This is a genomic window from Streptomyces sp. NPDC041205 (genome assembly GCF_055591765.1).
On record NZ_JBVIZH010000008.1, the window covers coordinates 353,815 to 377,376 of the forward strand.

General features: G+C 72.7%; 18 protein-coding genes. 8 read left to right on the forward strand and 10 right to left on the reverse strand.

Annotated features, from left to right (window positions below; genetic code table 11):
• Nucleotides 1–149: 149 nt before the first annotated feature.
• The 3 genes from ACZ6BG_RS31355 to ACZ6BG_RS31365 all read right to left on the reverse strand — a co-directional run bounded on the left by ACZ6BG_RS31355 (nucleotide 150) and on the right by ACZ6BG_RS31365 (nucleotide 4,391).
• Entirely contained in the window at nucleotides 150–2,327 is a 2,178-nt protein-coding gene (locus ACZ6BG_RS31355; protein WP_469007614.1) for a putative bifunctional diguanylate cyclase/phosphodiesterase, read from the reverse strand.
• Entirely contained in the window at nucleotides 2,324–3,136 is an 813-nt protein-coding gene (locus ACZ6BG_RS31360) for an SAM-dependent methyltransferase (protein WP_468460714.1), read from the reverse strand. Before ACZ6BG_RS31360 ends, ACZ6BG_RS31355 begins: the two co-directional genes overlap by 4 nt.
• Before the next feature lie 247 nt (nucleotides 3,137–3,383).
• Nucleotides 3,384–4,391, reverse strand: coding sequence for an SCO0930 family lipoprotein (locus ACZ6BG_RS31365; RefSeq protein ID WP_469007615.1), 1,008 nt, complete (start codon nucleotides 4,389–4,391; stop codon nucleotides 3,384–3,386).
• 919 nt (nucleotides 4,392–5,310) lie between these two features.
• On the opposite strand from ACZ6BG_RS31365, the gene ACZ6BG_RS31370 reads away from it, so the two are divergent.
• Nucleotides 5,311–6,072, forward strand: a complete 762-nt coding sequence (locus ACZ6BG_RS31370; RefSeq protein WP_469007616.1) for a bestrophin-like domain — start codon at nucleotides 5,311–5,313, stop codon at nucleotides 6,070–6,072.
• Nucleotides 6,073–6,655: 583 nt separating this feature from the next.
• The gene (locus ACZ6BG_RS31375) at nucleotides 6,656–7,189 is read left to right on the forward strand and encodes a hypothetical protein (protein ID WP_469007617.1); all 534 of its coding nucleotides are present in this window, start codon (nucleotides 6,656–6,658) and stop codon (nucleotides 7,187–7,189) included.
• A 107-nt stretch (nucleotides 7,190–7,296) separates the two neighbouring features.
• Here ACZ6BG_RS31375 and ACZ6BG_RS31380 read toward each other — a convergent pair whose 3' ends face one another.
• Nucleotides 7,297–7,791: a hypothetical protein gene (locus tag ACZ6BG_RS31380; protein ID WP_468460724.1), complete on the reverse strand. Its 495-nt coding sequence runs from the start codon at nucleotides 7,789–7,791 to the stop codon at nucleotides 7,297–7,299.
• 340 nt (nucleotides 7,792–8,131) lie between these two features.
• Between ACZ6BG_RS31380 and ACZ6BG_RS31385 the strand changes: the two genes are divergently transcribed.
• Nucleotides 8,132–8,794: a class F sortase gene (locus tag ACZ6BG_RS31385; RefSeq protein ID WP_469007618.1), complete on the forward strand. Its 663-nt coding sequence runs from the start codon at nucleotides 8,132–8,134 to the stop codon at nucleotides 8,792–8,794.
• 119 nt (nucleotides 8,795–8,913) lie between these two features.
• On the opposite strand, the gene ACZ6BG_RS31390 is transcribed toward ACZ6BG_RS31385, so the two are convergent.
• Together ACZ6BG_RS31390 and lysX are read right to left on the reverse strand one after the other, a co-directional pair.
• Nucleotides 8,914–9,780, reverse strand: coding sequence for a polysaccharide deacetylase family protein (locus ACZ6BG_RS31390; RefSeq protein ID WP_469007695.1), 867 nt, complete (start codon nucleotides 9,778–9,780; stop codon nucleotides 8,914–8,916).
• A gap of 105 nt (nucleotides 9,781–9,885) precedes the next feature.
• Entirely contained in the window at nucleotides 9,886–13,188 is a 3,303-nt protein-coding gene (gene lysX, locus ACZ6BG_RS31395) for a bifunctional lysylphosphatidylglycerol synthetase/lysine--tRNA ligase LysX (RefSeq protein WP_469007619.1), read from the reverse strand.
• 253 nt (nucleotides 13,189–13,441) lie between these two features.
• Between lysX and ACZ6BG_RS31400 the strand changes: the two genes are divergently transcribed.
• The 3 genes from ACZ6BG_RS31400 (at nucleotide 13,442) to ACZ6BG_RS31410 (ending at nucleotide 16,122) form a co-directional block, all read left to right on the forward strand.
• Entirely contained in the window at nucleotides 13,442–13,912 is a 471-nt protein-coding gene (locus tag ACZ6BG_RS31400; protein WP_469007620.1) for a universal stress protein, read from the forward strand.
• Nucleotides 13,913–14,079: 167 nt separating this feature from the next.
• Nucleotides 14,080–15,522: an amino acid permease gene (locus tag ACZ6BG_RS31405; protein WP_469007621.1), complete on the forward strand. Its 1,443-nt coding sequence runs from the start codon at nucleotides 14,080–14,082 to the stop codon at nucleotides 15,520–15,522.
• A gap of 36 nt (nucleotides 15,523–15,558) precedes the next feature.
• Nucleotides 15,559–16,122, forward strand: coding sequence for a dihydrofolate reductase family protein (locus tag ACZ6BG_RS31410; RefSeq protein ID WP_469007622.1), 564 nt, complete (start codon nucleotides 15,559–15,561; stop codon nucleotides 16,120–16,122).
• Between the two features lie 4 nt (nucleotides 16,123–16,126).
• On the opposite strand, the gene ACZ6BG_RS31415 is transcribed toward ACZ6BG_RS31410, so the two are convergent.
• Nucleotides 16,127–17,404 (reverse strand): CapA family protein, encoded by a 1,278-nt coding sequence (locus tag ACZ6BG_RS31415; RefSeq protein WP_469007623.1) that lies wholly within the window; start codon nucleotides 17,402–17,404, stop codon nucleotides 16,127–16,129.
• Nucleotides 17,405–17,695: 291 nt separating this feature from the next.
• Between ACZ6BG_RS31415 and ACZ6BG_RS31420 the strand changes: the two genes are divergently transcribed.
• Together ACZ6BG_RS31420 and ACZ6BG_RS31425 are read left to right on the forward strand one after the other, a co-directional pair.
• Complete coding sequence (locus ACZ6BG_RS31420) at nucleotides 17,696–18,211, forward strand: hypothetical protein (protein WP_469007624.1); 516 nt, start codon at nucleotides 17,696–17,698, stop codon at nucleotides 18,209–18,211.
• 160 nt (nucleotides 18,212–18,371) lie between these two features.
• Nucleotides 18,372–19,046 (forward strand): zf-HC2 domain-containing protein, encoded by a 675-nt coding sequence (locus ACZ6BG_RS31425; RefSeq protein WP_469007625.1) that lies wholly within the window; start codon nucleotides 18,372–18,374, stop codon nucleotides 19,044–19,046.
• Between the two features lie 136 nt (nucleotides 19,047–19,182).
• Here ACZ6BG_RS31425 and ACZ6BG_RS31430 read toward each other — a convergent pair whose 3' ends face one another.
• The 3 genes from ACZ6BG_RS31430 to ACZ6BG_RS31440 all read right to left on the reverse strand — a co-directional run bounded on the left by ACZ6BG_RS31430 (nucleotide 19,183) and on the right by ACZ6BG_RS31440 (nucleotide 23,481).
• Complete coding sequence (locus ACZ6BG_RS31430; protein ID WP_469007626.1) at nucleotides 19,183–20,043, reverse strand: Fpg/Nei family DNA glycosylase; 861 nt, start codon at nucleotides 20,041–20,043, stop codon at nucleotides 19,183–19,185.
• Between the two features lie 7 nt (nucleotides 20,044–20,050).
• On the reverse strand, nucleotides 20,051–22,165 hold the full coding sequence (locus ACZ6BG_RS31435; protein ID WP_469007627.1) for a SpoIIE family protein phosphatase: 2,115 nt from the start codon (nucleotides 22,163–22,165) through the stop codon (nucleotides 20,051–20,053).
• A gap of 80 nt (nucleotides 22,166–22,245) precedes the next feature.
• Nucleotides 22,246–23,481: a DUF6777 domain-containing protein gene (locus ACZ6BG_RS31440; RefSeq protein WP_469007628.1), complete on the reverse strand. Its 1,236-nt coding sequence runs from the start codon at nucleotides 23,479–23,481 to the stop codon at nucleotides 22,246–22,248.
• Nucleotides 23,482–23,562 lie beyond the last annotated feature (81 nt).

Genomic DNA, 23,562 nt, shown 5'->3' on the forward strand with positions numbered 1-23,562 from the left:
GAGAACTGCGCGAGCAACCACGAACCACCCGCGGCCGCGCTCACAGCACCAGGCGGCAGCCCGCAGCGCCAAGGCCACGCCACATCAACGCCGAGGCCAAGGCCCCCCAGCACCGGGGAGACGCCCACACCCAAGGCGTCCCCGCCAGCTCACGTCGCGTCCGCGAGGGCCAGCTCGTGCAGCCGGTCCGGCGGGCCAGGCCGGGCGTAGTACCAGCCCTGGGCCGTGTCGCAGCCCAGTTCGCGCAACTGGTCGGCCTGGGCGCCGGTCTCCACGCCCTCGACCGTGACAGCCAGGTCCAGGCTGTGCGCGAGGGACACGATGCCCTCGATGATCTTCAGGTCGACCGGGTCGGCGGGGAAGTGCTGCATGCCCTGGGTGAAGGCGCGGTCGAGCTTGAGGACGCTGACCGGCAGGCGGCGCAGGTTCGCGAGGTTGGAGTAGCCCGTGCCGAAGTCGTCGAGCGCGATGTCCACGCCCATCTCGGCGAGCCTGCGCAGCGGCTTGAGCAGGTCGTCGTCGGCGCCGATCAGCGCGGACTCGGTGACCTCCAGGCACAGGGAGCCCGGCGCGAGGCCCGCGCGCTCCAGGATCTCGACGGTGTCGGAGACCAGGCCGGGGTGGGTGAGCTGGCACGGCGACAGGTTCACGTTGACGCGCAGCGGGCCGGCGCACTGCTCCGCCCCGGTCGCCGCCTCCCAGGCGCGCGCCTGACGCACCGACTGCTCAAGGACCCAGCGTCCGAGCGGCACGATGAGACCGGTGTGCTCGGCGAGCGGAATGAAGCGGTCCGGGCTGATGACGCCGTGCTGCGGGTGCAGCCAGCGCACCAGGGCCTCCGCCCCGCGCACGCTGCCGTCGCCGAGGTGCACGAGCGGCTGGTACTCGATGAAGAACTCGCCGCGCTCCAGGGCCACCGGCAGGGCCGTGGTCAGACCGTGCCGGGTGATGGCGCGGGCGTCGGCCTCCGGGTCGGCCAGCTCGTAGCGGTTGCCGCCCGCGTGCTTGGCGCGGTACATCGTGATGTCGGCGCTGCGCAGCACCTCGGCGGCGCCGCGCTCGGCCGCGGGGCCCTCGACGATGCCGATGGAGCCACGCACCGTCAGTTCGCGTCCGTCGACGCGGATCGGGGTGGCGAGCGCGTTCATGATGCGCCCGGCCAGCTCGTCGACCTCGTGCTCGGTGTCGGCACCCGTGGTCAGCGCCACGAACTCGTCGCCGCCGAGTCGCGCGACCATCTCGCCGGGGGCGGTGGCGCAGGCCTGGAGGCGGTCGGCGACCTCGACGAGGAGGCGGTCCCCCGCCGCGTGCCCGAGGCTGTCGTTGACGGTCTTGAAGCCGTCGAGGTCCAGGTAGCACAGCCCGAAGCGGGCGCCCTCGCCCGCCGAAAGGGCCTTCTCCAGGCGCTCGAAGAACAGCGTCCGGTTGGGCAGGCCGGTGAGCGCGTCGTGGGTGGCCTCGTAGCGCAGGCGCAGATTGAGCAGGCGGCGCTCGGTGGTGTCCTCCATCAGCGCCAGCTGGTACTGCGGCACACCGTCGGCGTCGCGCAGCAGGGACACCGTCAGATTGGTCCACAGGACGGTGCCGTCGGGGCGGTAGAAGGCCTTCTCGACGCGGTAGTGCTCGCGGTCGCCGCGCACCAGCTCCTCGTAGAGGCGCCAGACGTGCGGGGAGTCGTCGGGGTGCGTCCACTCGGCCACGTTGCGCCCGCGCAACTGGTGCTCCAGGCCGCCGAACATGCGGATCAGGGCGTCGTTGACCTCGAGGACCGTGCCCCTGAGGTCGGCGATGCCGATGCCGATGGCGGCGCCGTGGAAGACCGCGCGGAACCGCGCCTCACTGGCGTGCAGGGCCTCGGCGACGGTGCCGCGCGCGTCGAGGGCGGCCCGGGATATGGCTTCCTGCTCGGCGCGGGTGCGCTCGCGCAGCGCCCGGGCGAACCCGGCGGCGACGGCGTGCTGGATCCGGGAGCAGCGGGCCCGCAGCTCCTCGCGGTCACCGGTACCGGCCTCGGCGGCCGCGCCCTCGTCGGTGGCGGCGGCCCCGCAGTACAGCACCAGGTAGGCGTCGACGACGTCGAGTGTGCGGCTCAGGGCCTCCGGCTCGGTGCAGTGCGCCCCGACGAGCGCGGCGCCCACGGCCTCGCTCCCGGCGGCGCGGAAGACCCGCTCCTCCAGGGCTGACCGCAACTGCCGGGCGAGCGGCAGCAATTGGCTCTCGAACTCGGGGCGGGTGAGCGAGGTGGCGGTCACCGGGAACAGTGCGCGGCTCCAGATGGTGGCGAACCTGCGCAGTCTGTCCTCCGGCCCGTCCTGGTCCGCGCTCAACGCTTGCGCCCCACGCCGGCGAACCCGGAGAAGGACCAGGGGTCCTCCTCCGCGAGCTCCGTGTCGGCCCGCCAGTGCGGCATCGGCACGAGGCCGGGTTCCACCATGTCGTATCCCTCGAAGAACCGCGCGATCTCGGCACGCGATCGCATGATCAATGGAGTGCGGATGTCCTTGTACACGCCGACGGTCCCGTCGGCCTGTTCCTGCGGGACCGGTATCCCTTCGTACGAGGCGTGCGTCACGGCGATCAGGCTGCCGGGCGGCAGCGCGTCCCGCAGTTCGGCGACCGCCGCGTAGGGATCGTACGCGTCCTCGACGAAGTGGAGTATGGCCACCAGTAAAAGCGCCACTGGCCGATCGAGGTCCAGGAGGCTTCCGACTTCGGAACTGCCCAGGATGTCGCGGGGTTTCCGCAGATCCGCGTAGGCCGCAGCGGCCTGGTCATTGCCTTCGAGAACCGCACGGCTGTGCGCAACGGCGACCGGATCGTGGTCGACGTAGACGACGCGCGCGGCGCTTTCGGCCCGCTGCGCGACCTCGTGGACATTGTCGAACGTGGGGATCCCGGAGCCGATGTCGAGGAACTGAGTGACGCCCTCGTCGACACAGAAACGCACTGCTCGGCGCATGAAGGCACGATTCGCCTGCATGATCTTGGGGAGCCCCGGCATGAACTCCATCGCCTTGCGCGCGGCCTCCCGGTCCGCCTCGAAGTTGTGCGAACCGCCCAGATAGTGGTCGTACATCCGGGCCACGCTCGGCATCGTGATGTCGATGCCCGGCGGGGCCCAGTCGGGACGCTCCATCAACACTCCAGGGCTTAGGCGTAGTCAAGGCGAGCCGGTGTTCGAAGGTGAGGCTACTGATCGTCAGCCAACGGAGCGAGTCAAAACGGAAATTGGCCGTCCGTTCTCGGTCACTGCCTATGGCAAGTGCCGTACACAGCCCAAAGAACCGGTCCATTCCTTCCCTTTGGTGCGGAAGGAACGGACCGGTCGGCGTGGGGGGAGGCTGCGGGGGGGGGAGGCCGCCGTGCCCGATGGAGTGCTTGGGCTACTTCGTGGCACCCACCGCCTTGCCGGTGGGGGCGGCCGCGAACCAGGTGCCACCGACGCCCTGCCCGTTGGTGTCGCCGGGCTTCTTGTCTCCGGCGAACGTGTACAGCGGCCAGCAGTCGATCGTCTGCTGCTTGAGGCCGTCGGGGCGGTTGAAGGTGACGAAGCCCTTCTTCAGGATGCCCTTGGTGTCGTTCTTGGCCACCGGCTTGACCACGGGCCACTTCTCCAGGCAGGCGCCCGTGCACGCGGACTTCATGGGCCAGGCGGAGTCCTTGGTGAAGCGGTAGACGGTCATGCCGTTCTTGTCGACGACGATCTCGCCGAGCTCGGGGTCGTTGCGGGTGGAGAGTCCGGCGAGGTCGGCGGGCTTGGCGGCGTCGCCGCCGGAGTCCGCGCCCGAGTCGGCGGCGGGCGCGGCCTTCTTCCCGTCGGGCGCCGCGGCGTACCAGGTGCCGCCCACGCCCTGACCCTTGGCGTCACCGGGCTTGGCGTCCTTGGCGAACCGGTACATCGGCCAGCCGTCGATGGTCAGCTGCTTGCTGCCGTCGGACCGGGTGACCTCGCCGAGCAGCGACTTGTCGACGCCGGGGGCGGCCTTGGCGCCCTTGGCCGCCACCACGGGCCAGGCGGTCTCGCAGGCCCCGTCGCAGTTGGACTTGGGGGGCTCGGCGGTGTCCTTGTCGAACCGGTAGAGCGTGAAGCCCGCGCTGTCGGTGACGACCTTGCCGAGCTTCTTGCTGTCCCACACGGCCAACTGCCCGGCGGCCTTGGCCTTGCTCGCGCCGCTCCCGGACTCCGAGCCGTAGCCACCGCCCGAGCCGTAGCCGTCACCCGCACCCGCCCCGTCCTTGACCGGGGCCTCGTTGCCCACGTTCTGACCCTTGGGGGTCTGCTCCCCCTTCTCCTGACCGCACGCCGTCGTCAGCGCCAGCATGGCCGCAGCTGCCGCTACGAGCGAGGCGCTCCGCCAGGCCCTGGGGGAACCCCCTGATACATGCTGCATCTTCAACTCCCGCTGTGTGCTTGACTGTTGTGACGCCAGTAGCGCCCGGCGACGCCTGCTGCGTCACGCATGGCCCTAGGTACGGGCGGGACCGGGCGCAGCGTTCAACGCGGTCTCAAAAAAGTTTCCCGCGCCGCCGAAAGGGTCGCGTCGGCACCCGGATGGCTCCAGGGCGCGCGAACCCGCGTACGGCCGCTCCCACGTTCGGACGATTCGACGCCCGCTCGCGCCCGCGCGAGGGGGCGCGCGGTCCATGATCTCGATCGTGCCCGGATCCTCCAGGGGCCGTACGGCCCCCGTTACGCGCGCCCTCGCGCTGCTCACCCTGACCTGGCTCCTCGGCGCACCGGCGGGCGCCGCGGCGGCGCCCGCCGACGCGTGCGCGTCCGCGTCGACCGGTCAGGGCGGGGTCGTCTTCGCGGGGAGCGGGCCGGGGTGCACGCCGCCGCCCACACCCCCGCCGAAGCCGAAGCCCACGCCACCGAAACCCACCCCGAAGCCCCCCAAGCCCACCCATCCCCCCAAACCCACACCAACCCCCAAGCCCACACCACCGAAGCCGACCCCCGCACCCACCCCGGCCCCGACCCCCAAGCCGACGCCGCCACCGGAGCCGCCACCACCCCCGGCGCCCGCGCCGCCACCACCCCGCGCGGCCCCCGCACCACCCGTGCCCCGCACGCCCCTCGCTCCCCCACCGGCCGTCAAACCCCAGGTCACACCCCCTCCCCCGGCCGCCCCCAGGACCCGTCGACCCGCCCCGTCACCCCAGCCCGTCACCTACCCCATGTACCACGCGCCGCCGCGCAAGCAGCCGCCCCGAGGCGGGCCGTCCCTGGTCTCGCTCACCCTGCTCGTCACCGCGCCCGCGGTGTTCGCCGTCGCCGCCCTGCGACCGCGCTGACCGCCGGAGGAACCCTTGTCGGAATGGCTTGTTCTCACCCTCGCGATGGCCGCCGCTTGCGCCGTCGTCCTCGTCATCGTGGTGCTCCGGCACCGACGAACCTCCACGGACTACGACACTTCGGAAACTCCGGATGTCATGGAGTACATGACGATGATGATCGGCGTGGTGTACGCCATCGTCCTCGGCCTCGCCATCGCCGGCGTGTGGGAGGCCCGCAGCGCCGCCCAGGATCATGTGCGTGCCGAGGCCCAGGCCCTGCACGAGGTCAATGAACGGGTCCGGGTGTACCCGCAGGAGGCCCGGGATCGGATCCGTGCCGATGTACGGGCGTATGTCGGCCATGTCGTGACCACCGAGTGGGACACCATGACCAAGCACAGCGAGCTGACCGAGCGCGGGGACGAGTTGCTTGCCCGGCTGCGCCACGATGTCACCGACTTCGAACCGAAGTCCGACTTCCAGGCCCAGGCCTACCAGCCCCTGATCGACCAGGTCGCGCTCGCCGACGACGCCCGCGGCGCCCGCGCCGACAGCGCGGGGGCCACCATGCCGGGCGTCGTCTGGTTCGGCCTCATCAGCGGCGGCCTCGTCACGGTGGGCCTCATCTTCGCCCTCCAGATCCGCCGCACCGCCCGCGAACTGATCCTCGCCGGGCTCTTCTCCGCCCTGATCGCCTTCCTGCTCTTCCTCATCTGGGACTTCGACGCGCCCTACAGCCGCGGCATCGCGGCGACGGCGGAGCCGTTCGAGTCACTGTTCCCGGACGCGCGCTAGGACGAGTCCGGGACGCGCGCCCGGCCGTGTCCGGCGGGTCGGCGGCCGCGGGCGCGGCGCAGGGCCGGGCCGGGACCAACCCTTCGGGAGGCACGGATCCGATCCCGCCCGGCGGCCGCGGGGGCCACCGGCCCTGGGGAAGTACCGGTGGCCCAGCCGCCGGACGCCCCCGTTTTCCCCCGTGGCGTTCCATCCGTGCGGCATATGCGTCATCAAACCCCCCACCCCCGCCTCACGGGGAGTGTGTGCGCCGGGCCAATGTGTGCGCGGCGAGCACACGGTGTGTGACCCGCGCGGACCCGCGAGCGCCGGAAGTCCACCCTCCGCCCCGGTCCGCCTTCAGCCCCGCCCGACCGGGTCCGCCCGGCCCTTGCCCACGCCTGACGCCGTGCCACATCCCCGCGCCCGCACCGCCACGCCGCGCCGTCGCGTTCCCCTGTCCGGCCCACAGGAATGCCCCGTTCGCACGACACCGATCGCGGGTGTCCCGGGCCCTGCCTAGCGTTCGGGACATCGAGGTGCATATCAGGCGCAAGCGGAAGAAGGTCCGCGGCTGCTCCTCGGGGACCCGGAGGAATTGCTCATGCGCGCGATACGCGTCGCTTCGGCCGCTCTGCTGACCGCCACCGCCCTCACCCTCACCGCGCCCCCGGCGTCCGCGGCCGTCGCGGGCGAGGAGAACATCACGTCGTTCGGCTTCCGGGTCACGCCGTCCACGATCGCCGCGGGCGGCCAGGTCACGCTCAGCGTCGACGGCTGCGAGCACAACACCAAGGTGACGTCGGGCGTCTTCGACGACGTGACCATCCCCAAGGGCCAGTCGTCGGCCACCGCGATGGTCTTCTGGGACGCCAAGCCCGGTGCCATGTACGAGGTGACGTTCACCTGCGGCCAGGAGTCGGGCACGACCGACCTGACCATCGTCGGCGGGCACTCCAGCAGCAGCCCCAGCCACCACCCCACCCCGCACCACACCCGGGGCGTCAAGGCCGGCGTCGGCGGCAGCTCCGGCGGCTTCGACGGCCAACAGTTCGCCCTCGGCGGCGCCCTCATCGCGGGCGTCCTCGGCACGGCGTACTACTGGACCCGGCGGCGCACCGGCCAGGACGAGTCCTGACCCACCCCGGCGCAGGCGGCCGGCCCGGCGCGGAAGGGGACGCGCCGGGCCGGTCGGCCGTGTGGGTGCCGGACGGGGCGTGACGGCCCGTCCGACCGCGGGAGCCGTCAGGCCTTGCTCTCGGACCGGCGGCGCATCCAGAACACTCCACCGCCGACAGCCGCGGCCGCCACCAGGGCCCCACCGATCGCCATGTCGGTCCGCGTCGCCCCGGACGTGGTGCTGCCGCCGATGCCGCCGCGGACACCGCCGTGGATGACCGTGAAGGCGGCGGGCCGGGTGAGGGGCTTGCCGCCGCAGTTCGCCGTGATGTCGTACGCCCCGGGGTGGGCGTTGTGGTTGACGGTGACCGTGGCGCTCGCGGTGGAGCCGCCCGGGATGTGCTTCAGGTTGGTCCGGGGGAACGCCGGTGACTCGACGTAGCTGCCGGGCGAGCTGCAGGAGCTGCCGTCGACGGTGACCGTCAGCTGGCCGCCCCGGGCGATGACGCTGGGCATGGCGACGATGTTGCTCGGTTCCGCCCAGGCCGCGGCGGACGGCGCCGCGAACCCGACCAGGGCGCCTGCGGCGACCACGGCCGCCAGAGCACGAGAATTGCGCATGGGTATCTTCCTCCGCGGCAGGCGCCCCGGGGACACCATTTCCCCGGTCGATCGGCGAGAGCGCCTCCCAGATAGACCCTCAGACGCCCTGCATGCAGCCGCATTTCGGGAATCGGCCGTCCTGGTGAGGTGACACGCCGGGGCGCCTCCGCGCGAGCGGATATTGCCGCAGGTCACGGACCGTCAGAAATTTCCTGCGGGCGACGACTCGGATGGCGCAGACCCCTGTCTGTCGCCACCCGTTCGCTCCCGCCCTTTCGCACGCCGCGCGCGCTGCGCATAGCGTTTTTCCCACGCGCAATGGACGCGGCCGAAATGCCGCGTTGAGAGGGGATAGAGAATGTCTTCGTCCCAGCCTTCGGAAGAATTCGACGAGGAGGAAAGGCAGCGGAAACGCGCGCCGTGGGGCGTCATGGCGCTGGTCCTGCTGACCGGTCTCGCCCTGATCCGCAACGGCTCCGGCGAGTTCGACGTCGGCCCGCCGCAGCCCGCGTCGGCCGCGGCGGCGGACCGCGCGCCCGCCAAGTCGGACGGCCCCGCGCCGCTGGCGTTCTCCCCCGCCGACCGCGTCCGCGTCAAGGCGATCCGGGTCGACGCGCCCGTGATGGCGGTCGGCCTGGACGCGGAGGGCTGGGTGGACGCGCCGCCGCCGGACGACCCCAATCTGGCGGGGTGGTTCACCGGCGCGGTGTCGCCGGGCGAGAAGGGCACGGCCGTGGTCGTCGGGCACGTCGACAATCAGCGCGGGCCCGCCGTCTTCTACGGCCTCGGCTCGCTCAAGAAGGGAAACCGCGTCGAGGTCCTGCGCAAGGACCGGCGCACGGCCGTCTTCGAGATCTACGGCATCGAGGTCTTCGAGAAGAACAACTTCCCCGGCGGCCGTGTGTACGCGAGCGGCGCCACGCCCGAACTTCGCGTCATCACCTGCGGCGGCGGCTTCTCCAAGCAGAACGGCTACGACGGGAACGTCGTGGTGTTCGCCCGCCTCGTCGAGGTGCGCTGACGCGCCCCGGCCGGGCGGCCGCCACGACCGGGGCGCGGGCACAGAGCCCGCGCCCCCTTCCGTGTTGCCCGCCCGCCTCGGCCCGGCCCGGCGCCCGGACGCCTCGGCCGGTACCGCGCCTAGACGCGGTACCGGCTGGGCACGGTGAGCCGGTACCCGGCGTCCACCAGCTCCGGCAGATAGGCCCGCAGCGCCTGCACGCTCTGCGAGCGGTCGCCGCCCGCGTCGTGCGAGAGCACCACGACGCCGGGGCCCGCGCCGCCGAGGACACGGCGCACGATGGTGCCGGTGCCGGGGGTGCGCCAGTCGAGGGTGTCCACGGTCCAGGCGAGGGGCTCCATGCCGAGCTCCGCGCCGAGTTCGAAGGCCGCCCGGTTCCAGGCGCCGTACGGGGCGCGGAACCACTCCGGCGGCCGCCCCACCGTGGCGTCGACGATGTCGCAGGTGCGCTCCATCTGGCGGCGGATCGACTCGCGCGAGAGGCGCGGAAGCAGCGGGTGGCTCCAGGTGTGGTTGCCGATCACATGCCCGTCGTCGACCATCGCGCGCAGCAGGTCCGGGTGGGCCGCCGCCATCTCCCCGCACACGAAGAACATCGCGCGGGCGTCGTGCCGCCGCAGGGTGCGCAGGATGTCCGTGGTGTAGCGCGGGTCGGGCCCGTCGTCGAAGCTCAGGACCATGGAGCGGACGCGGCCGGGCAGCCGCAGGATCGGCGCGCGGCGCACCGGCGGGCGTGCGGGGGCGCCACGCTGGGGCCCGTACCCGGTCATGGGACGCAGCCGGTACGCGGAGGCCCGCGCCGGGGACTTCGGCAGGCGGCCGGACTGCGGCCCCGCGGCTGGTCCGGCCGCCGCGGTCGCGGACGAGGCCCGGCCGGGGGTCGCGGCGGTGTCCGCGGTCAGGAGCCGGGCCGTGGTGGCCGCGCCGAGCACGGCGGCACAGCGGAGCAGCGCCCGGCGCCCCGAAGGCATCTGATCGGTTTTCATCATTAATCCGTCGCATGGCCGAAGGCCGCGGCACCTCCGCGACACCGGCGGGGCGCGTGAATGCACCCGATGGGACCAGCCGGGCCGTGCGCGGCGGCGGGCCGGTCAGCGGCGGCGGACCAGTGGGAACGGCAGGGTCTCGCGGATGGTCAGGCCGGTGAGGAACATGACGAGCCGGTCGACGCCGATGCCGAGCCCTCCGGTGGGAGGCATGGCGTACTCCAGGGCGTCCAGGAAGTCCTCGTCGAGCTCCATGGCCTCGGGGTCTCCCCCGGCGGCGAGCAGCGACTGCGCGGTGAGGCGGCGGCGCTGCTCGACGGGGTCGGTCAACTCCGAGTAGGCGGTGCCCAGTTCGGTGCCGAAGGCGACGAGGTCCCAGCGTTCGGCCAGGCGCGGGTCGGCCCGGTGCTGGCGGGTGAGCGGAGAGACGTCCGTGGGGAAGTCCTTGTAGAACGTGGGCAGCGTCGTCGGCTCCTCGACGAGGCGTTCGTACATCTCCAGGACGATGTCGCCGCGGCCGTCGTCGATCGTGTACGGGACGTGCGCGCGGTCGCAGAGCCGGTGCAGGGCGGGCAGCTCCGTGTCCGCGTCGACCTCCTCCCCCAGCGCCTCGGAGAGCGCGCCGTAGACGGTCTTGACCGGCCAGGACCCGGAGATGTCGTGCTCGGTGACCGTGCCGTCGGCGGCGGTCCTGCGGGCGATCGGGGTGCCGAAGGCGGCGGTCGCGGCGCCCTGGATGAGTTCGCGGGTCAGGTCGAGCATGACGTCGTAGTCGGCGAAGGCCTGGTAGGCCTCCAGCATCGTGAACTCGGGGTTGTGCTTGTAGGAGACGCCTTCGTTGCGGAAGGTGCGGCCCATCTCGAAGACCTTCTCCATGCCGCCGACGCAGAGCCGCTTCAGGTACAGCTCGGGGGCGATGCGCAGATACAGGTCGAGGTCGTAGGCGTTGATGTGGGTGTTGAAGGGGCGGGCGTTGGCGCCGCCGTGGATCTGCTGGAGCATCGGTGTCTCGACCTCCAGATAGCCGCGGTCGAGCAGGCCCTGGCGCAGGGCCTGGACGGCGGTGGAGCGGGCGCGCACGGCGTCGCGGGCGGCGGGACTCGCGACCAGGTCGAGATAGCGGCGGCGGACCTTGGCCTCGGGGTCGGTGAGGCCGCGGCGCTTGTCGGGCAGCGGGCGCAGACACTTGCCGGTGAGCTGCCAGGAGGCGGCGAAGACGGTCAGCTCGCCGCAGTCGCTGCGGCCGACCTCGCCGGTGGCGACGATGTGGTCGCCGATGTCGGTGCCCGCGGTGAAGGCGTCCAGGACGTCCGGGCCCGACCGGTCGCGGGTGAAGGCGAGTTGGAGGTCGCCGGACCAGTCCCGGAGCACGGCGAAGACGACGCCCCCGAAGTCGCGTACGAGCATGACGCGGCCCGCGACCGTCACTTGATCGCCCGTCATGTCCGGGCGGATCGCGGAGAGTTCGTGGGTGCGGGGAGTGATGCCGACCGGGTAGGGGTCGACGCCGTCCGCGCGCAGCCGGTCGAGTGTGCGGTGCCGGACGCGGATCTGCTCGGGCAGGGACTCCACGGGGTCGCGGGCGGTGTCGTCGGCGGCGGCGCCGAGGCCGAGCGCGGTGAGGGGCGGCAGGCCCTCGGTGGTGACGGGCTTGGTGACGCCGCGGGGCTTGGTGTGGCCCTTGCCCCACAGCTTGCGCAGCGACGGCACGGAGACGAAGCCCTCGGCGATCCCGGAGGCGAGGCTGATGCGGGCGAGGGGGCCGGTGTCGCCGTAGCAGATGAAGCGCGGGTACCACTCGGGGTGGTACTTGGCGTTGGAGCGGTACAGGGCCTCCAGCTGCCACCACTTGGAGAAGAACAGCAGCAGCCGGCGCCACAGGCGCAGCACCGGACCCGCGCCGATCCGGGCGCCCTCTTCGAACACCGAGCGGAACACGGCGAAGTTCAGCGAGATCCGCCTCACTCCGAACTTCGGCGCCACCGCGCACAGTTCGGCGACCATGAACTCCATGACGCCGTTGGGCGCGCTGCGGTCGCGGCGCATCAGGTCCAGGGAGATGCCGTCGCGGCCCCAGGGCACGAGCGAGAGCAGCGCGAGCAGGCGCCCGTCGGCGTCCAGGGCCTCGACCAGCAGGCAGTCGCCGTCCTCGGGGTCGCCGAGCCGGTCGAGGGCCATGGAGAAGCCGCGCTCGGTCTCGGTGTCCCGCCAGGCGTCCGCCTTGTCGATGATCTCCTCCATCTCCTCGTCGGTGAGGGTGGAGTGGCGGCGTACGCGGGCGGTGGCGCCGCTGCGGCGGACCCGGTTGACGGCCTGGCGCGTGACGCGCATGTCGCGGCCGTCCAGGTCGAAGTCGGGCACGTGCAGGATCGCCTCGTCGCCGAGTTGCAGCGCGCCGAGCCCGGCGCGGGCGAAGGCTTTCGCGCCCTCCTCGGACGCGCCCATCACCGCGGGCGCCCAGGCGTAGCGCCGGGCCACGTCCAGCCAGGCGTCGATCGCGCGCGGCCAGGCCTCCCGGTCGCCGACGGGATCGCCGCTGGCCAGGCACACGCCCGCCTCGACGCGGTAGGTCACGGCCGCCTTGCCGCTGGGCGAGAAGACGACGGCCTTGTCGCGCCGCGTCGCGAAGTAGCCGAGGGAGTCCTGGTCGCCGTACCGGCCGAGCAGGGCGCGGATGCGGGGCTCCTCGTCGCCGTGCAGCGCCGCCTCCATGCGCTGCGAGCGGAACAGCGTCATGGCGGCGTTCAGGAGCGCGAGCGCGCCGAACAGGCCGAGGAAGAAGAACAGCGGGCGCGGCGGCGCGCCGTCGAAGTAGTCGTGGCCGTGGATGAGCCCGCCGCAGACGCGGTTGGCCGCCCACAGCAGCCGCTCGCCGCGCGGCAGCGTCCCGGGGAACAGTTCGACGAGCCCCCAGCCGAGGAGCACCGCGACGCCGAGCCCGGCGGCGAGCACGCCGACGGCCCGCCGTACGGCCCCGCGCCGCGAGTCGGCGTAGAACTCGCCGCGCGCCAGGATCAGGAACACCAGCGCGACGCCGCACACCACCAGGGACGGCACCGACTCGGCCCAGTAGCCGAGGGCGATGCCGAGCACGTCGAAGGCGAGCAGCAGGCCCAGGTAGATGACGACGAGCCACCACGCGACCTTCTTGCGGGCCGCGATGGCGGCGGCGAGCAGGAAGAGGAAGACGGCGTACGCGAGGTTCGCGCTGACGGGGACGGTGATCAGGTCGAGAAAGCGGATCACCGGCCGCAGCAGGTGCCGCAGCGGCGCGATGACGGCGAGGACGGCGCAGAACAGGCCGAGGGCGCCGAAGAAGACCGCGAAGCCCTCCGGGACCTTGGCCAGGGTGCGGCGTCGCTCCGCCGCGCGGGGGGCTGCGCCCGGCTCGGCCGCGGACTCACTCATGCATCCGACTCTAGGAACCCCGGGCCCGGGCCGCCCGTCGGCCGCCGCTCTCGGGGCCGAGGTGCGTCCCGTAAGGGGCGCGGGGAACTGCGCGCTCGGCGCGCGAAAATCCGCAGACGCGTCTGCTGAGATCCCGGCAGACGCGTCTGCGGCTTTGTGGGGGCTGGTCGCGCAGTTCCCCGCGCCCCTTACGGGGCGCCCCACCCCAGGGCCCCGGGCCCGGTTGCCCCGGGACCTGGGCTAGCCTCGGAGGGTGACGGAAGACGCTCCTGCGCAGGGCCATCAGTTCGAACGCGGCACCGACGGGCCGAAGGTAATCGTCGTCGGGGTCGACGGCTCGGACTCCTCGCTGCGCGCAGCGGCATATGCCGGAGGCCTGGCGCGGCGGCAGCGGGCGCTGCTCGCGGTGGTGTACGTCCAGCCGGTCCTCGCAGCGGGCGCAGCCCTGGGCGCACCCGTCGCGGACACCACCGAGGCGATCGCGGAGAACCTGATCGCCGAGATCCGCGACGCCACGGAGCGCGTGAAGGGGATATTCGACGTGCGCTGGGAGTTCCACACCTTCCGCGGCGACCCCTACAACGGCCTGGTCAGTGCCGCCGACGAGCTCAAAGCGGACGCCGTCGTGGTCGGCGCGTCCGAACAGGCGGGACACCGCATCGTCGGATCGGTCGCGGTGCGCCTGGTGAAGGCGGGGCGCTGGCCGGTCACCGTGGTGCCGTAGCGCGTCCCCCGGGACACCTCGGGAGGCCGTCGTAGGCCGACCGGGCGAACCTCGTCCCCGGCGCGCGCCCGCGCGCGTGGCGGGTGCGTGGCGTCTTCCTCGCCTCCGGCCGCTGGGCCATCATGATCGGCCATCAGCCGACCGCCGCCAGCGAAGAGGTGAGGCTCATGGCCGGACTACGACCGGGGCAGGGCGTCCTGCGCCGCAAGCCCATCGACCGTATCGACGAAACCGAGACAGGCGGTGCGGGGCAGCTCACCCGCACGCTCGGCCTGTGGCAGCTCACCGCGATCGGCGTGGGCGGCATCATCGGGGCGGGCATCTTCACGCTCGCGGGCACCGTCGCCAACGAGAAGGCCGGCCCCGCGGTCCTCATCTCGTTCCTGATCGCGGGCGTGGCGAGCGCCGCGGCCGCGTTCTCCTACGCGGAGTTCGCGGGACTCATCCCGAAGGCGGGCTCGGCGTACACCTACGGGTACGCCGTCCTCGGCGAGCTGGTCGGGTGGTTCATCGGCTGGGACCTGATCCTGGAGTACACGGCGATCGTCGCGGTGGTCGCGATCGGCATCTCCGGCTACTTCAACTTCCTGCTCAACGACATGGGTGCGGAGCTGCCCACCTGGATGCTGGGCGCGCCCGGCACCGGTGACGGCCACAAGGTCGACCTGTTCGCCGCCGTCCTGTGTCTGTTCATCGCCTACATGCTCACGCTCGGCATCAAGAACGCGGCGCGCTTCGAGATGATCGTCGTCGTCCTGAAGGTCCTCGTCGTCCTCCTCGTCATCGGCGTCGGCTTCTTCCACGTCGAGACGGGCAACTACTCGCCGTTCTTCCCGTTCGGCGTCAGCGGCGCCTTCACGGGCGCGGCCACGGTGTTCTTCGCGGTGTTCGGGTACGACGCGATGAGCACGGCCGCCGAGGAGTCCAAGGACGCCCAGCGCCACATGCCGAAGGCGATCCTGTACTCGCTCGCCATCTCGATGGTCCTGTACGTCCTCGCCTGCCTGGTCCTCACCGGTATGCAGGACTACAAGCACATCGACCCCGAGAGCGGCTTCTCGTCCGCCTTCAAGGCGGCGGGCCTCGGCGGGCTCGCGGACGTCATCGCCGTCGGCGCGATCATCGGCATCCTCACCGTGATGTTCACGTTCATGCTGGGCTGCACGCGCGTGTGGTTCTCGATGAGCCGCGACGGGCTGCTGCCCAAGTGGTTCGCGAAGACCAGCGAGACCCGCCATGTGCCGACGCGCGTCACCTGGATCGTGGGCGTCGCGTCCGCCGCCATCGCCGGGTTCCTGCCGATCGGCGAGGCGGCCGAGCTCACCAACATCGGCATCCTGCTCGCGTTCGTCGTGGTGTGCGTCGCGGTCATCGTGCTGCGCTACAAGCAGCCCGACCTGCCGCGGACGTTCCGCTGTCCCGGCATGCCGGTGGTGCCCGCGATCGGCGTCGTCTTCTCGATCTGGCTCATCACGTTCCTGGAGTGGCAGACCTGGGTCCGGTTCGCCGCGTGGTTCGCGCTGGGCCTGGTGGTGTACTTCGCGTACTCCTACCGCAAGTCGGAACTGGCGCGGACGGGGGCGGGGACGGCGGAGAAGAACACGCCGTAGCCATACTGGCGGCCCCGTCACCAAGGAGGACTTCCGATGCGCAGCGTGACCTATTCGATGAGCGTCTCGCTCGACGGCTACATCGTCGGGCCGGACGGCGGCTTCGACTGGACGGAGCCCGACGAGGAGGTATTCCGCTTCTGGATCGACGACATCCGCGGGGTCGGCGTCCACCTGATGGGACGGCGGCTGTACGAGACGATGCTGTACTGGGAGACCGCCGACCAGGACCCCTCGCTCGACGACTCCATGCTCGAGTTCGCCGCGCTCTGGAAGCCGCTCCCCAAGGTGGTGTTCTCCACCACGCTGTCGACGGTCGAGGGTCATGCCCGCCTGGCTTCGGGCAGCGTGGCGCAGGAGATCGAGCGGCTGCGGGCCGAGCCGGGTGCGGGCGAGATCGCGATCGGCGGCGCGACCCTCGCCGCGGAGGCGGCCGCGGCGGGCCTGATCGACGAGTACCGGGCCATGGTCTACCCGGTGCTCGTCGGCGGCGGCATCCCGTTCTTTCCACGGGACGAGCGCCGGGTGGACCTGGAACTCGTCGAGTCCCGCACCTTCAACTCCCGCGTGGCCTACCTCCGCCACCGCGTGGCGCGCTAGGTCCTCAACGGCCCATCACCAGACCGTCCTTGGCGGCCCCTCGGCTCAGGGTGATGCGGCGGATGCGGTCGCGGACGTCGGCGACGTCCGCGCCGCGGGCGAGGGCCGCGTTGAGGTTGACGACGCGGCCCGCGTCCGTGTCGAACCAGAACGGCACGAACTCGGCCCTGCGCACCTCCCAGCGGCCACCGGGGCGTTCGGGGGCGGCGAAGGTGAAGCGACCCGCGGTGCCCTGGTTGCCGCGCGGGTCGTGGGCGCCCGCGTGGTTGATCATGTCGCCGGCGATCTGGTCGCCCATGCCGTAGACGATCCAGGTCCCGTTGACCTTCTCGTACGCCTGCGGGACGTGTGCGTGGGTGCCGATGATCAGGTCGACATCCGGCCGCCCCGCGGTGCGCGCGGACGTCAACTGCTTCCCGAGGCTCAGCTGTTGGCGGTCCGGGGCGTCCTGCCACTCGCTGCCCCAGTGCAGCGAGACGACCACCACGTCCGCGCCCGCCTTCCGGGCGGCGCGGGCGTCGGCCAGGACGCGGTCCCGGTCGATGAGGTTGACCGACCAGGGCTTGCCCTTGGGCAGGGGGATGCCGTTGGTGCCGTACGTGTACGCGAGCTGGGCGACCTTCGCGGCGCCGGCGCGCAGCCACGCCGGGGAGCGGCCCTCGGTGGCGGTGCGGCCGGAGCCCGCGTGCTTGACGCCCGCCCGGTCGAGGGCGGCCAGGGTGCGGTGGATGCTGTCCGCGCCGTCGTCGAGGGTGTGGTTGGACGCGGTGGAGCAGGCGTCGTAGCCGGTGGCCCTGAGGGCGGTGGCCACCTGTGGGGGCGACTTGAAGGACGGATAGCCCGTGTAGTCGCCGTTCGCGCCGTACACCGTCTCCATGTGACAGATCGCCAGGTCCGCCTTGGCGACCACGGGGCGGGCGCCCGCGAGCATCGGCGCGAAGTCGTAGCCGTCGCCGCCCGCGTCGGCGTTCGCCCTGCGGATGATCGAGGCGTGTGGCAGGACGTCGCCGGTGGCGACCAGGGTGAAGGACCGAGCGTCGCCAGCGCCGCCCCCCGCCGCGGACGGCGCGGGCGCCGGGTGCCGGGGCACGGACACCCGCCGCTGCTCCTTCTCGCCCCCGGCGGACGGCTGCTGCGCGGCGCAGGCCGCCGTGGCACCGACGAGGGCGGCCGTGAGGACGGCCAGTGCCTGGCGGGTGCGGCGGGCGTGCCGGGTGCTGCGGCCGCGTCGGTTGCTGAGAGTGAGGCGGTCGGGCCGGGCGGGGCGTGTGCGCTGTGTCATCGACCGGACTTCCGTATGAGGAGTTTTTAGGCAAAAACGATCCACATACGAATACAAGGGTGAGTCAAGGAGCAATGCCGTTCAATTCACCGAAACGGACTTAAACCCAGAGTGATGTGACCCGAAGAACACAGCCGCCCTCACCTGCGGCGAAACCGGGCCCAAGGTCAAGGCTCCGTAAAGCGCCTTGCTCAGCACCCCCGTTGGGTAATCGGCTGTCCTCATCCGTGTTCCGGGTCGGGGGGCCTGAAGCCGGTGACGCGTACACGGAGCACAGGAAGGCGGAGCGTGATGCTGCACGAGAGCACGGACGGCACCCAGGGCCCCGGCGGCGACGAGCTGACGGTCCCGATGGCCTGGCTGTACGCCGAGTACATCGCGGACGAGTTGCTGCGCACAGGCGACCTGATGCCGCCCACGTCCTTCGAGTACCGGGCCGGTCGTGACGCGCTCGCGCTCACCATCTTCCTGTCGGACACACGCGGCGAGTTGTCCTGCATCCGCGTGGTCTCGCAACTGGACACCTGGCTCTCCCTCACGGCGCACGACGAGCACTGGCAGGACTGGGTCCGCGAGCGCATGGACGGCGTCACGGCCGACGCGATGGCCGCGCGCGGCCCCGCGCCCGACCTCGTGCTCGCCGAGGCGGCGTGGCGCTGGCTGGAGGAGACCGAACTCCTCGCGCCGGACCTGGACGCGGTGCCCGGAGGCGGCTCGGTCCTCGGCGAGGACGACGGCCCCAAGGTGTGGACCCCCGCGTGGCGGCTCGGCCTGCCCCTCGGACATCTGGCCATCCAGCTCTTCTGACGGCTCCCCCCTTCGGCGTCCACCTCGGCATCCAGTTCGGCATCCTCTTCGACATCCGGCCCGGCGTCCGACACGGCACTCGATCTCGTCCGCCCTTGAGTGATTCGGTGGCCGATTGCGTACGGGAGGGCAAGAAGCACCCTCACCGACAAGGAACGCCATGAGGTCCCTGGAGCGGCATCGTGACGCCGGCGCCTACGCGCTCGGCGTCCTGGACAAGGCGGACGCCTTCCGCTTCGAGGACCACCTCACGGAGTGCGTCCACTGCCGGGAGCGGGTGTCCGAACTCGCCGTTCCCGCGAGGCTCTTGAGGACCCACGGCAGGTCCGTCGCGTACGTCTTCGATCCGGCCGCGGCGCCCGGCCCCCACCTGCTCGACCGCCTCGTCGACGAGACCGGGCGCGTCCGCAGGGCCCGCCGTCGGCGGTGGCTCTGCGCCGTCGCCGCGGGGGTGGTGCTCGCCGTCGTCGGACCCGCCGCGGCGGTCCTGAGCGCGGGCGGGGGCGACGGGGCGGCACGGGTCGCGGCGCACGACGGGCGCAGCGGGATGGCGGCCGTGCTCACCGCGAGGGAGCGGGCGTGGGGCACGGAGGTCGGGATCCAGGTGCGGGACGGGGGCGCGGGCCGCCGGGTGTGCGAGCTGGTCGCCGTCGGCGACGACGGGTCCCGGGAGGTCGTGACCACATGGCGGGCGCCGGGTCCCGCGGAGCCGGGGCGGACGGTGGAGCGGGCGTGGGAGACCCGGGGTGGCACCGCCCTTCCGCCGGACCGGATCGACCGGTTCGAGGTCCGCGACGACGAAGGAGAGCGGCTGCTCACGCTGCGGCCGCGTTAGCCGTGGGCAACCCCGGCACAGGGGAGCGGGGTTGCCCGCTCGCGCACCGGCGGCGGACGGCGCGGCCGGTGCGACGGGCCCCGATCGGCGGGCTCCTGTCAGCGGCGCCCCTTTCGGCGGGCTGCCTGTCGGCGGGCTATTTGAGGAGTCGCGACATGCGGCGGTCGGCCAGCGGCTTGCCGCCGGTCTGGCAGGTGGGGCAGTACTGGAGGGAGGAGTCCGCGAAGGACACCTCGCGGATCGTGTCGCCGCAGACCGGGCACGGCAGGCCCGCCCGCCCGTGCACGCGAAGGCCGGACTTCTTCTCGGACTTCAGGCGCGCCGCGGCGAGCCCGCGCGAGCGCGTCACCGCCTCGTCCAGCGTCGACCGCAGTGCCTCGTACAGCTGCTCCGTCTCCTCCTCGGAGAGGCTGCCCGCGAGCTTGTACGGCGACATGCGGGCCGCGTGCAGGATCTCGTCGCTGTAGGCGTTGCCGATGCCCGCGATCAGGCTCTGGTCGCGCAACGCGCCCTTGATGCGGCGCCGTTCACCGCCGAGGAGCCCCGCGAACCGCTCCAGCGTGAAGTCCGCCGCCAGCGGGTCGGGGCCGAGGCGGGCGATGCCGGGCAGCGCGGCGGGGTCCTCGGTGACGTACACGGCGAGGCGCTTTTGCGTACCGGCCTCCGTGAGGTCGAAGCCCGCGTCGGTCGCGAGGGCCACACGCAGCGCCAGCGGTCCCTTGCCGGGCTTCGGCGGGCCGCTCGGCAGCGGGTCCTTCCACTGGAGCCAGCCCGCGCGGGCGAGGTGCGTGACGAGGTGCAGGCCGCCGGTGTCGACGGCGAGGAACTTGCCGTAGCGGGCCACGCCCGTCACCTCGCGCCCTTCCAGCGCGGTCACCGGCGGGTCGTACGTCTTCAGGACGCTGATGGCCACCGGAAGCACCCGGACGATCTCACGCCCGGTCAGCTCATCGGCGAGGAAGGCCCGCAGGGCCTCGACCTCCGGCAGTTCCGGCACGACCGCCTCACCCCTCACCCGTCCCGTCACGCGCGGGCACGACGAACTCGCACCACACGCACTTCCCGCCGCCCCGCGAGTCGACACCCCACACGTCCGCGAGCCGGTCCACGAGCAGCAGCCCGCGCCCGGACACCCCGTCGTCGGAGGCCGCCCGCAGCCGGGGCAGCGCGCTGGAGGAGTCCTCGACGTCGACCCGGAGCCGACGGTCGGCGCCGGACACCACCCGCAGGGTGACGATGGCGGTGCCCTCGGTGTGCATGAGGGCGTTGGTGATCAGCTCGTCGGCGGCCAGCTCGATCTCGTCGGCCCGGTCCCGCGCGCCCCACGCGCGCACGGCGGCCCTGATCATGTGCCGCGCCTCCGCGAGCGCCTCCGGGTCGTTGGGCGCGACGTGCTGCTGGAGGCGGCCGCCGGAGCGCGGCGCGTCCATCACGCGGCGGCGCAGCAGGAGCAGCGCGGCGTCGTCGTCGCCCCGCCCGTCGTCCACCCGCCCGCACAGCAGGTCGGCCAGGTCCTCCAGGTCGCGGGGGCCGACGGAGACCATCTCGGCGAGCGCCTGGGTGCCGTCGTCGAGGTCGGCGCCCGGCTCCTCGACGAGGCCGTCGGTGTAGAGCAACAGCGTCTGGTCGGGGTCGAGTTCGAGGGTGGTGACGGGGTAGTCGAGGCGCCCGAACTCGGCGGACAGGCCGAGCGGCAGGCCGCCCTCGACCGGCACCCGGCGACAGGTGCCGTCGGTGAGGCGAAGGAGCGGGTCGATGTGCCCGGCGCGCACGAGCTGCACCACGCCCGTGCTGAGGTCGGCCTCCGCGTACAGGCAGGTGGCGAAGCGCTCGGTGTCGAGTTCGTGCAGGAATCCGGAGGCGCGGGCCATGACGGTGGCGGGGGTGTGGCCCTCGGCGGCGTACGCGCGCAGCACGATGCGCAGTTGGCCCATGACGGCGGCGGCGTGCGTGTCATGGCCCTGGACGTCGCCGATGACGGCGCCGACGCGGCCGCCGGGCAGCGGGATCACGTCGTACCAGTCGCCGCCGATGTCGCGGCCGACCGCCGCGCTGCGGTAGCGCACCGCGATGTCGGCGCCGGGCACGCCGGGGATGGAGCGGGGCAGCATCGCCTGCTGGAGGCCCTGGGCGAGGTCCTTCTCCTGCTCGTAGAACATCGCCCGCTGCAGGCTCTGCGCGATGCTGCTGCCGAGCGCCACCAGGACGGTGCGCTCCTCCTGGGTGAAGCCGGTGCGGTCCTGGTAGAGCAGACCGAGCACGCCGAGCGGCTTGGCCTGGGCGATCAGCGGCAGATACGCGGCCGAGGCGATCCCGAGGTGCTCGATGTGCGGCCAGAGCAGCGGGTAGGAGGCGGCGAACTCCTCCGGCGTCTCGATGTACCGCGGCGAGAGCGTGCGCACGGCCTCGCTCATGGGGTACGCGTCGTCGACGCGGGTCAGACGGGTGCCGGGCACATAGCCCTCCGGCGGGCCCTCCGCGACGAGCCGGATCCGGCCGGCCTCGACCAGGCCCATCACCAGGTGCGAGGCGCCGAGGTGTGCGAGGCCCTGGGCGTCGCTCAGCACGTCGATGACGTCGGCGACGGTCCGGGCGTGGGCGAGCGCGGCCGTGGTGCCCTGGACGACGCTGGTACGGCGGCGCCGGTCCGCCTCCGCCTCCACGCGCTCGCGGTGCGCGGTGCTGTCGCTCAGCTCCCGGGTGGCGTCGCGCAGGATGCCCACGATGCGCTGCGGGCGCTCGGAGCCGTCGCGCAGGACGTGGCCCTGGGTGTGCCGCCAGTGCAGGCTGCCGTCGCGCAGCCGCACCCGGAAGTACGCGCCGTAGCCGCAGTCGCCGCTCTTGAGTGCCTGTGACACCTGGACGTCCAGGCGGTGGGCCTCCCCCGACGGCACCCGGACGGCGAGGCTCTGCGGCCGGTTGTCGAACTCGTCGCGCCGCAGGTCGAAGAGGGCGAGGCCCTCGTCGTCCAGGAGCAGCTCACCGCTCCTGAGGTCCCACTCGAAGCTGCCCATCCCGAGCCCGGCGCCGTAGGTGTCGAGGAAGCAGCCGGTGGCAGGGGATGCGGAGCCGCCGCAGCGCCGCAGCGCTGCCTCGACACCTCCCGTGCCCGCGTCCATGGGCCAACGCTAGGCCGACCCTCGGACGGCCGCATGTGGACGGCCGCCGACCTGCGGCGCGTCCCGCGCGGAGCCGCCCGTCAGCGGCCGCGCGCGCCGGTCGGGAGCGAGGGACAGCCGGGTGGGAGCGGGGGCCGGGGGCCGCCGAAGGGGTCGCCCGTGCCCGGCGTGGGGCAGTCGGCCGGCGTGCCGTCCTCGTCGGGGGTGGTGGGGCCGGGGACACGGTCGGACGGGCCTGAGGGATCTGAGGGATCTGAAGGGTCCGAGGGATCGGAAGGGTCGCCCGGGTCCGTGGCGTCCGACGGGTCGGTGGTGTCGGAGCGGTCGGAGGGATCCGTGCCGTCGGACGGGTCCGTGCCGTCGGACGGGTCCTGGAGCTGGTCGGGGTCGCGGGTGCCGTCCGGGTCGCCGGAGTCGGAGGGGTCCGTGGAATCGGTGGCGTCCGTCGGATCGGTGGAATCCGTGGAGTCGGTGGAGTCCGTGGGATCCGTGGAGTCCGTGGGATCCAAGGGTGACGGCTTCGGGGGCGGCACAGGCCGGTCGTCCCTGCAGTGCTCGTCGCCGGTCCGCCGCTCGATCCAGGTGTTGTTGACGATGTTCACGATGACGATGACGTTGATCGGCCGGGGCGCGGGCGTCACCACGACCACCTTGGTGGGCCGGTAGCCCTGCCACCGCTGCCCGCTGTGGGTCGGTGTTTCCCGGAAGGCGACCGGCGGCCGCAGCGGGTTGCCGCACGCGCAGCGCACCCGGGGCAGGCCGCGGTCGTCGACGAGGACGGCGGTACCGGCCTGGAGGACGGACTGGAAGGCGGTGGCGCGCCCGTCGCGGTAGCCGTGGTTGGTGACGCGGGTGTCCGCGCGCAGGACGACGGGCGTCAGGCCCCGCAGATAGGCGGGTACGCGGTCCTGCGCGATGCCGACGGCCCCCGCGAAGGCGCGGGCGCGCGCGGGTTCGGCGGTCAGGTACTGGATCTGGCGGCCGACGTCGCAGCTGCCGGTCCGCCGCGTGCCGCCGTACAGGCCGGGGGTGCCGCCCGCCAGGGAGCGCAGGCCCTGGTCGGCGGGCGAGGAGGAGCCCCTTGGGGACGGTTGCTGCGAACGGGTGACGGGAGGCGGGGTCTCGGCAGCTCGTGCGGTGGAGTCCGTGAAGGGGTCCGGGCCCTGGGCGGCCACCGGTTCCAGGAACAGCTCACGGCCGCTGTCGGCCTGCTTCTTCTTCTCCTGGCCGCCGCTGTCCGAACCGGAGCATCCCGCGACGGTCAGCGCCGCGGATATCCCGAGGGCCGTGGCCCACGTTCTGGTGGATGCGCGCACGGGGGGTCTCCCGCCTGTTGCCGGGGCATTCGTCCCTCATTGTCTGGCGGGCGGAGCGGGGCCCCGCAAACGGAGGCGGAG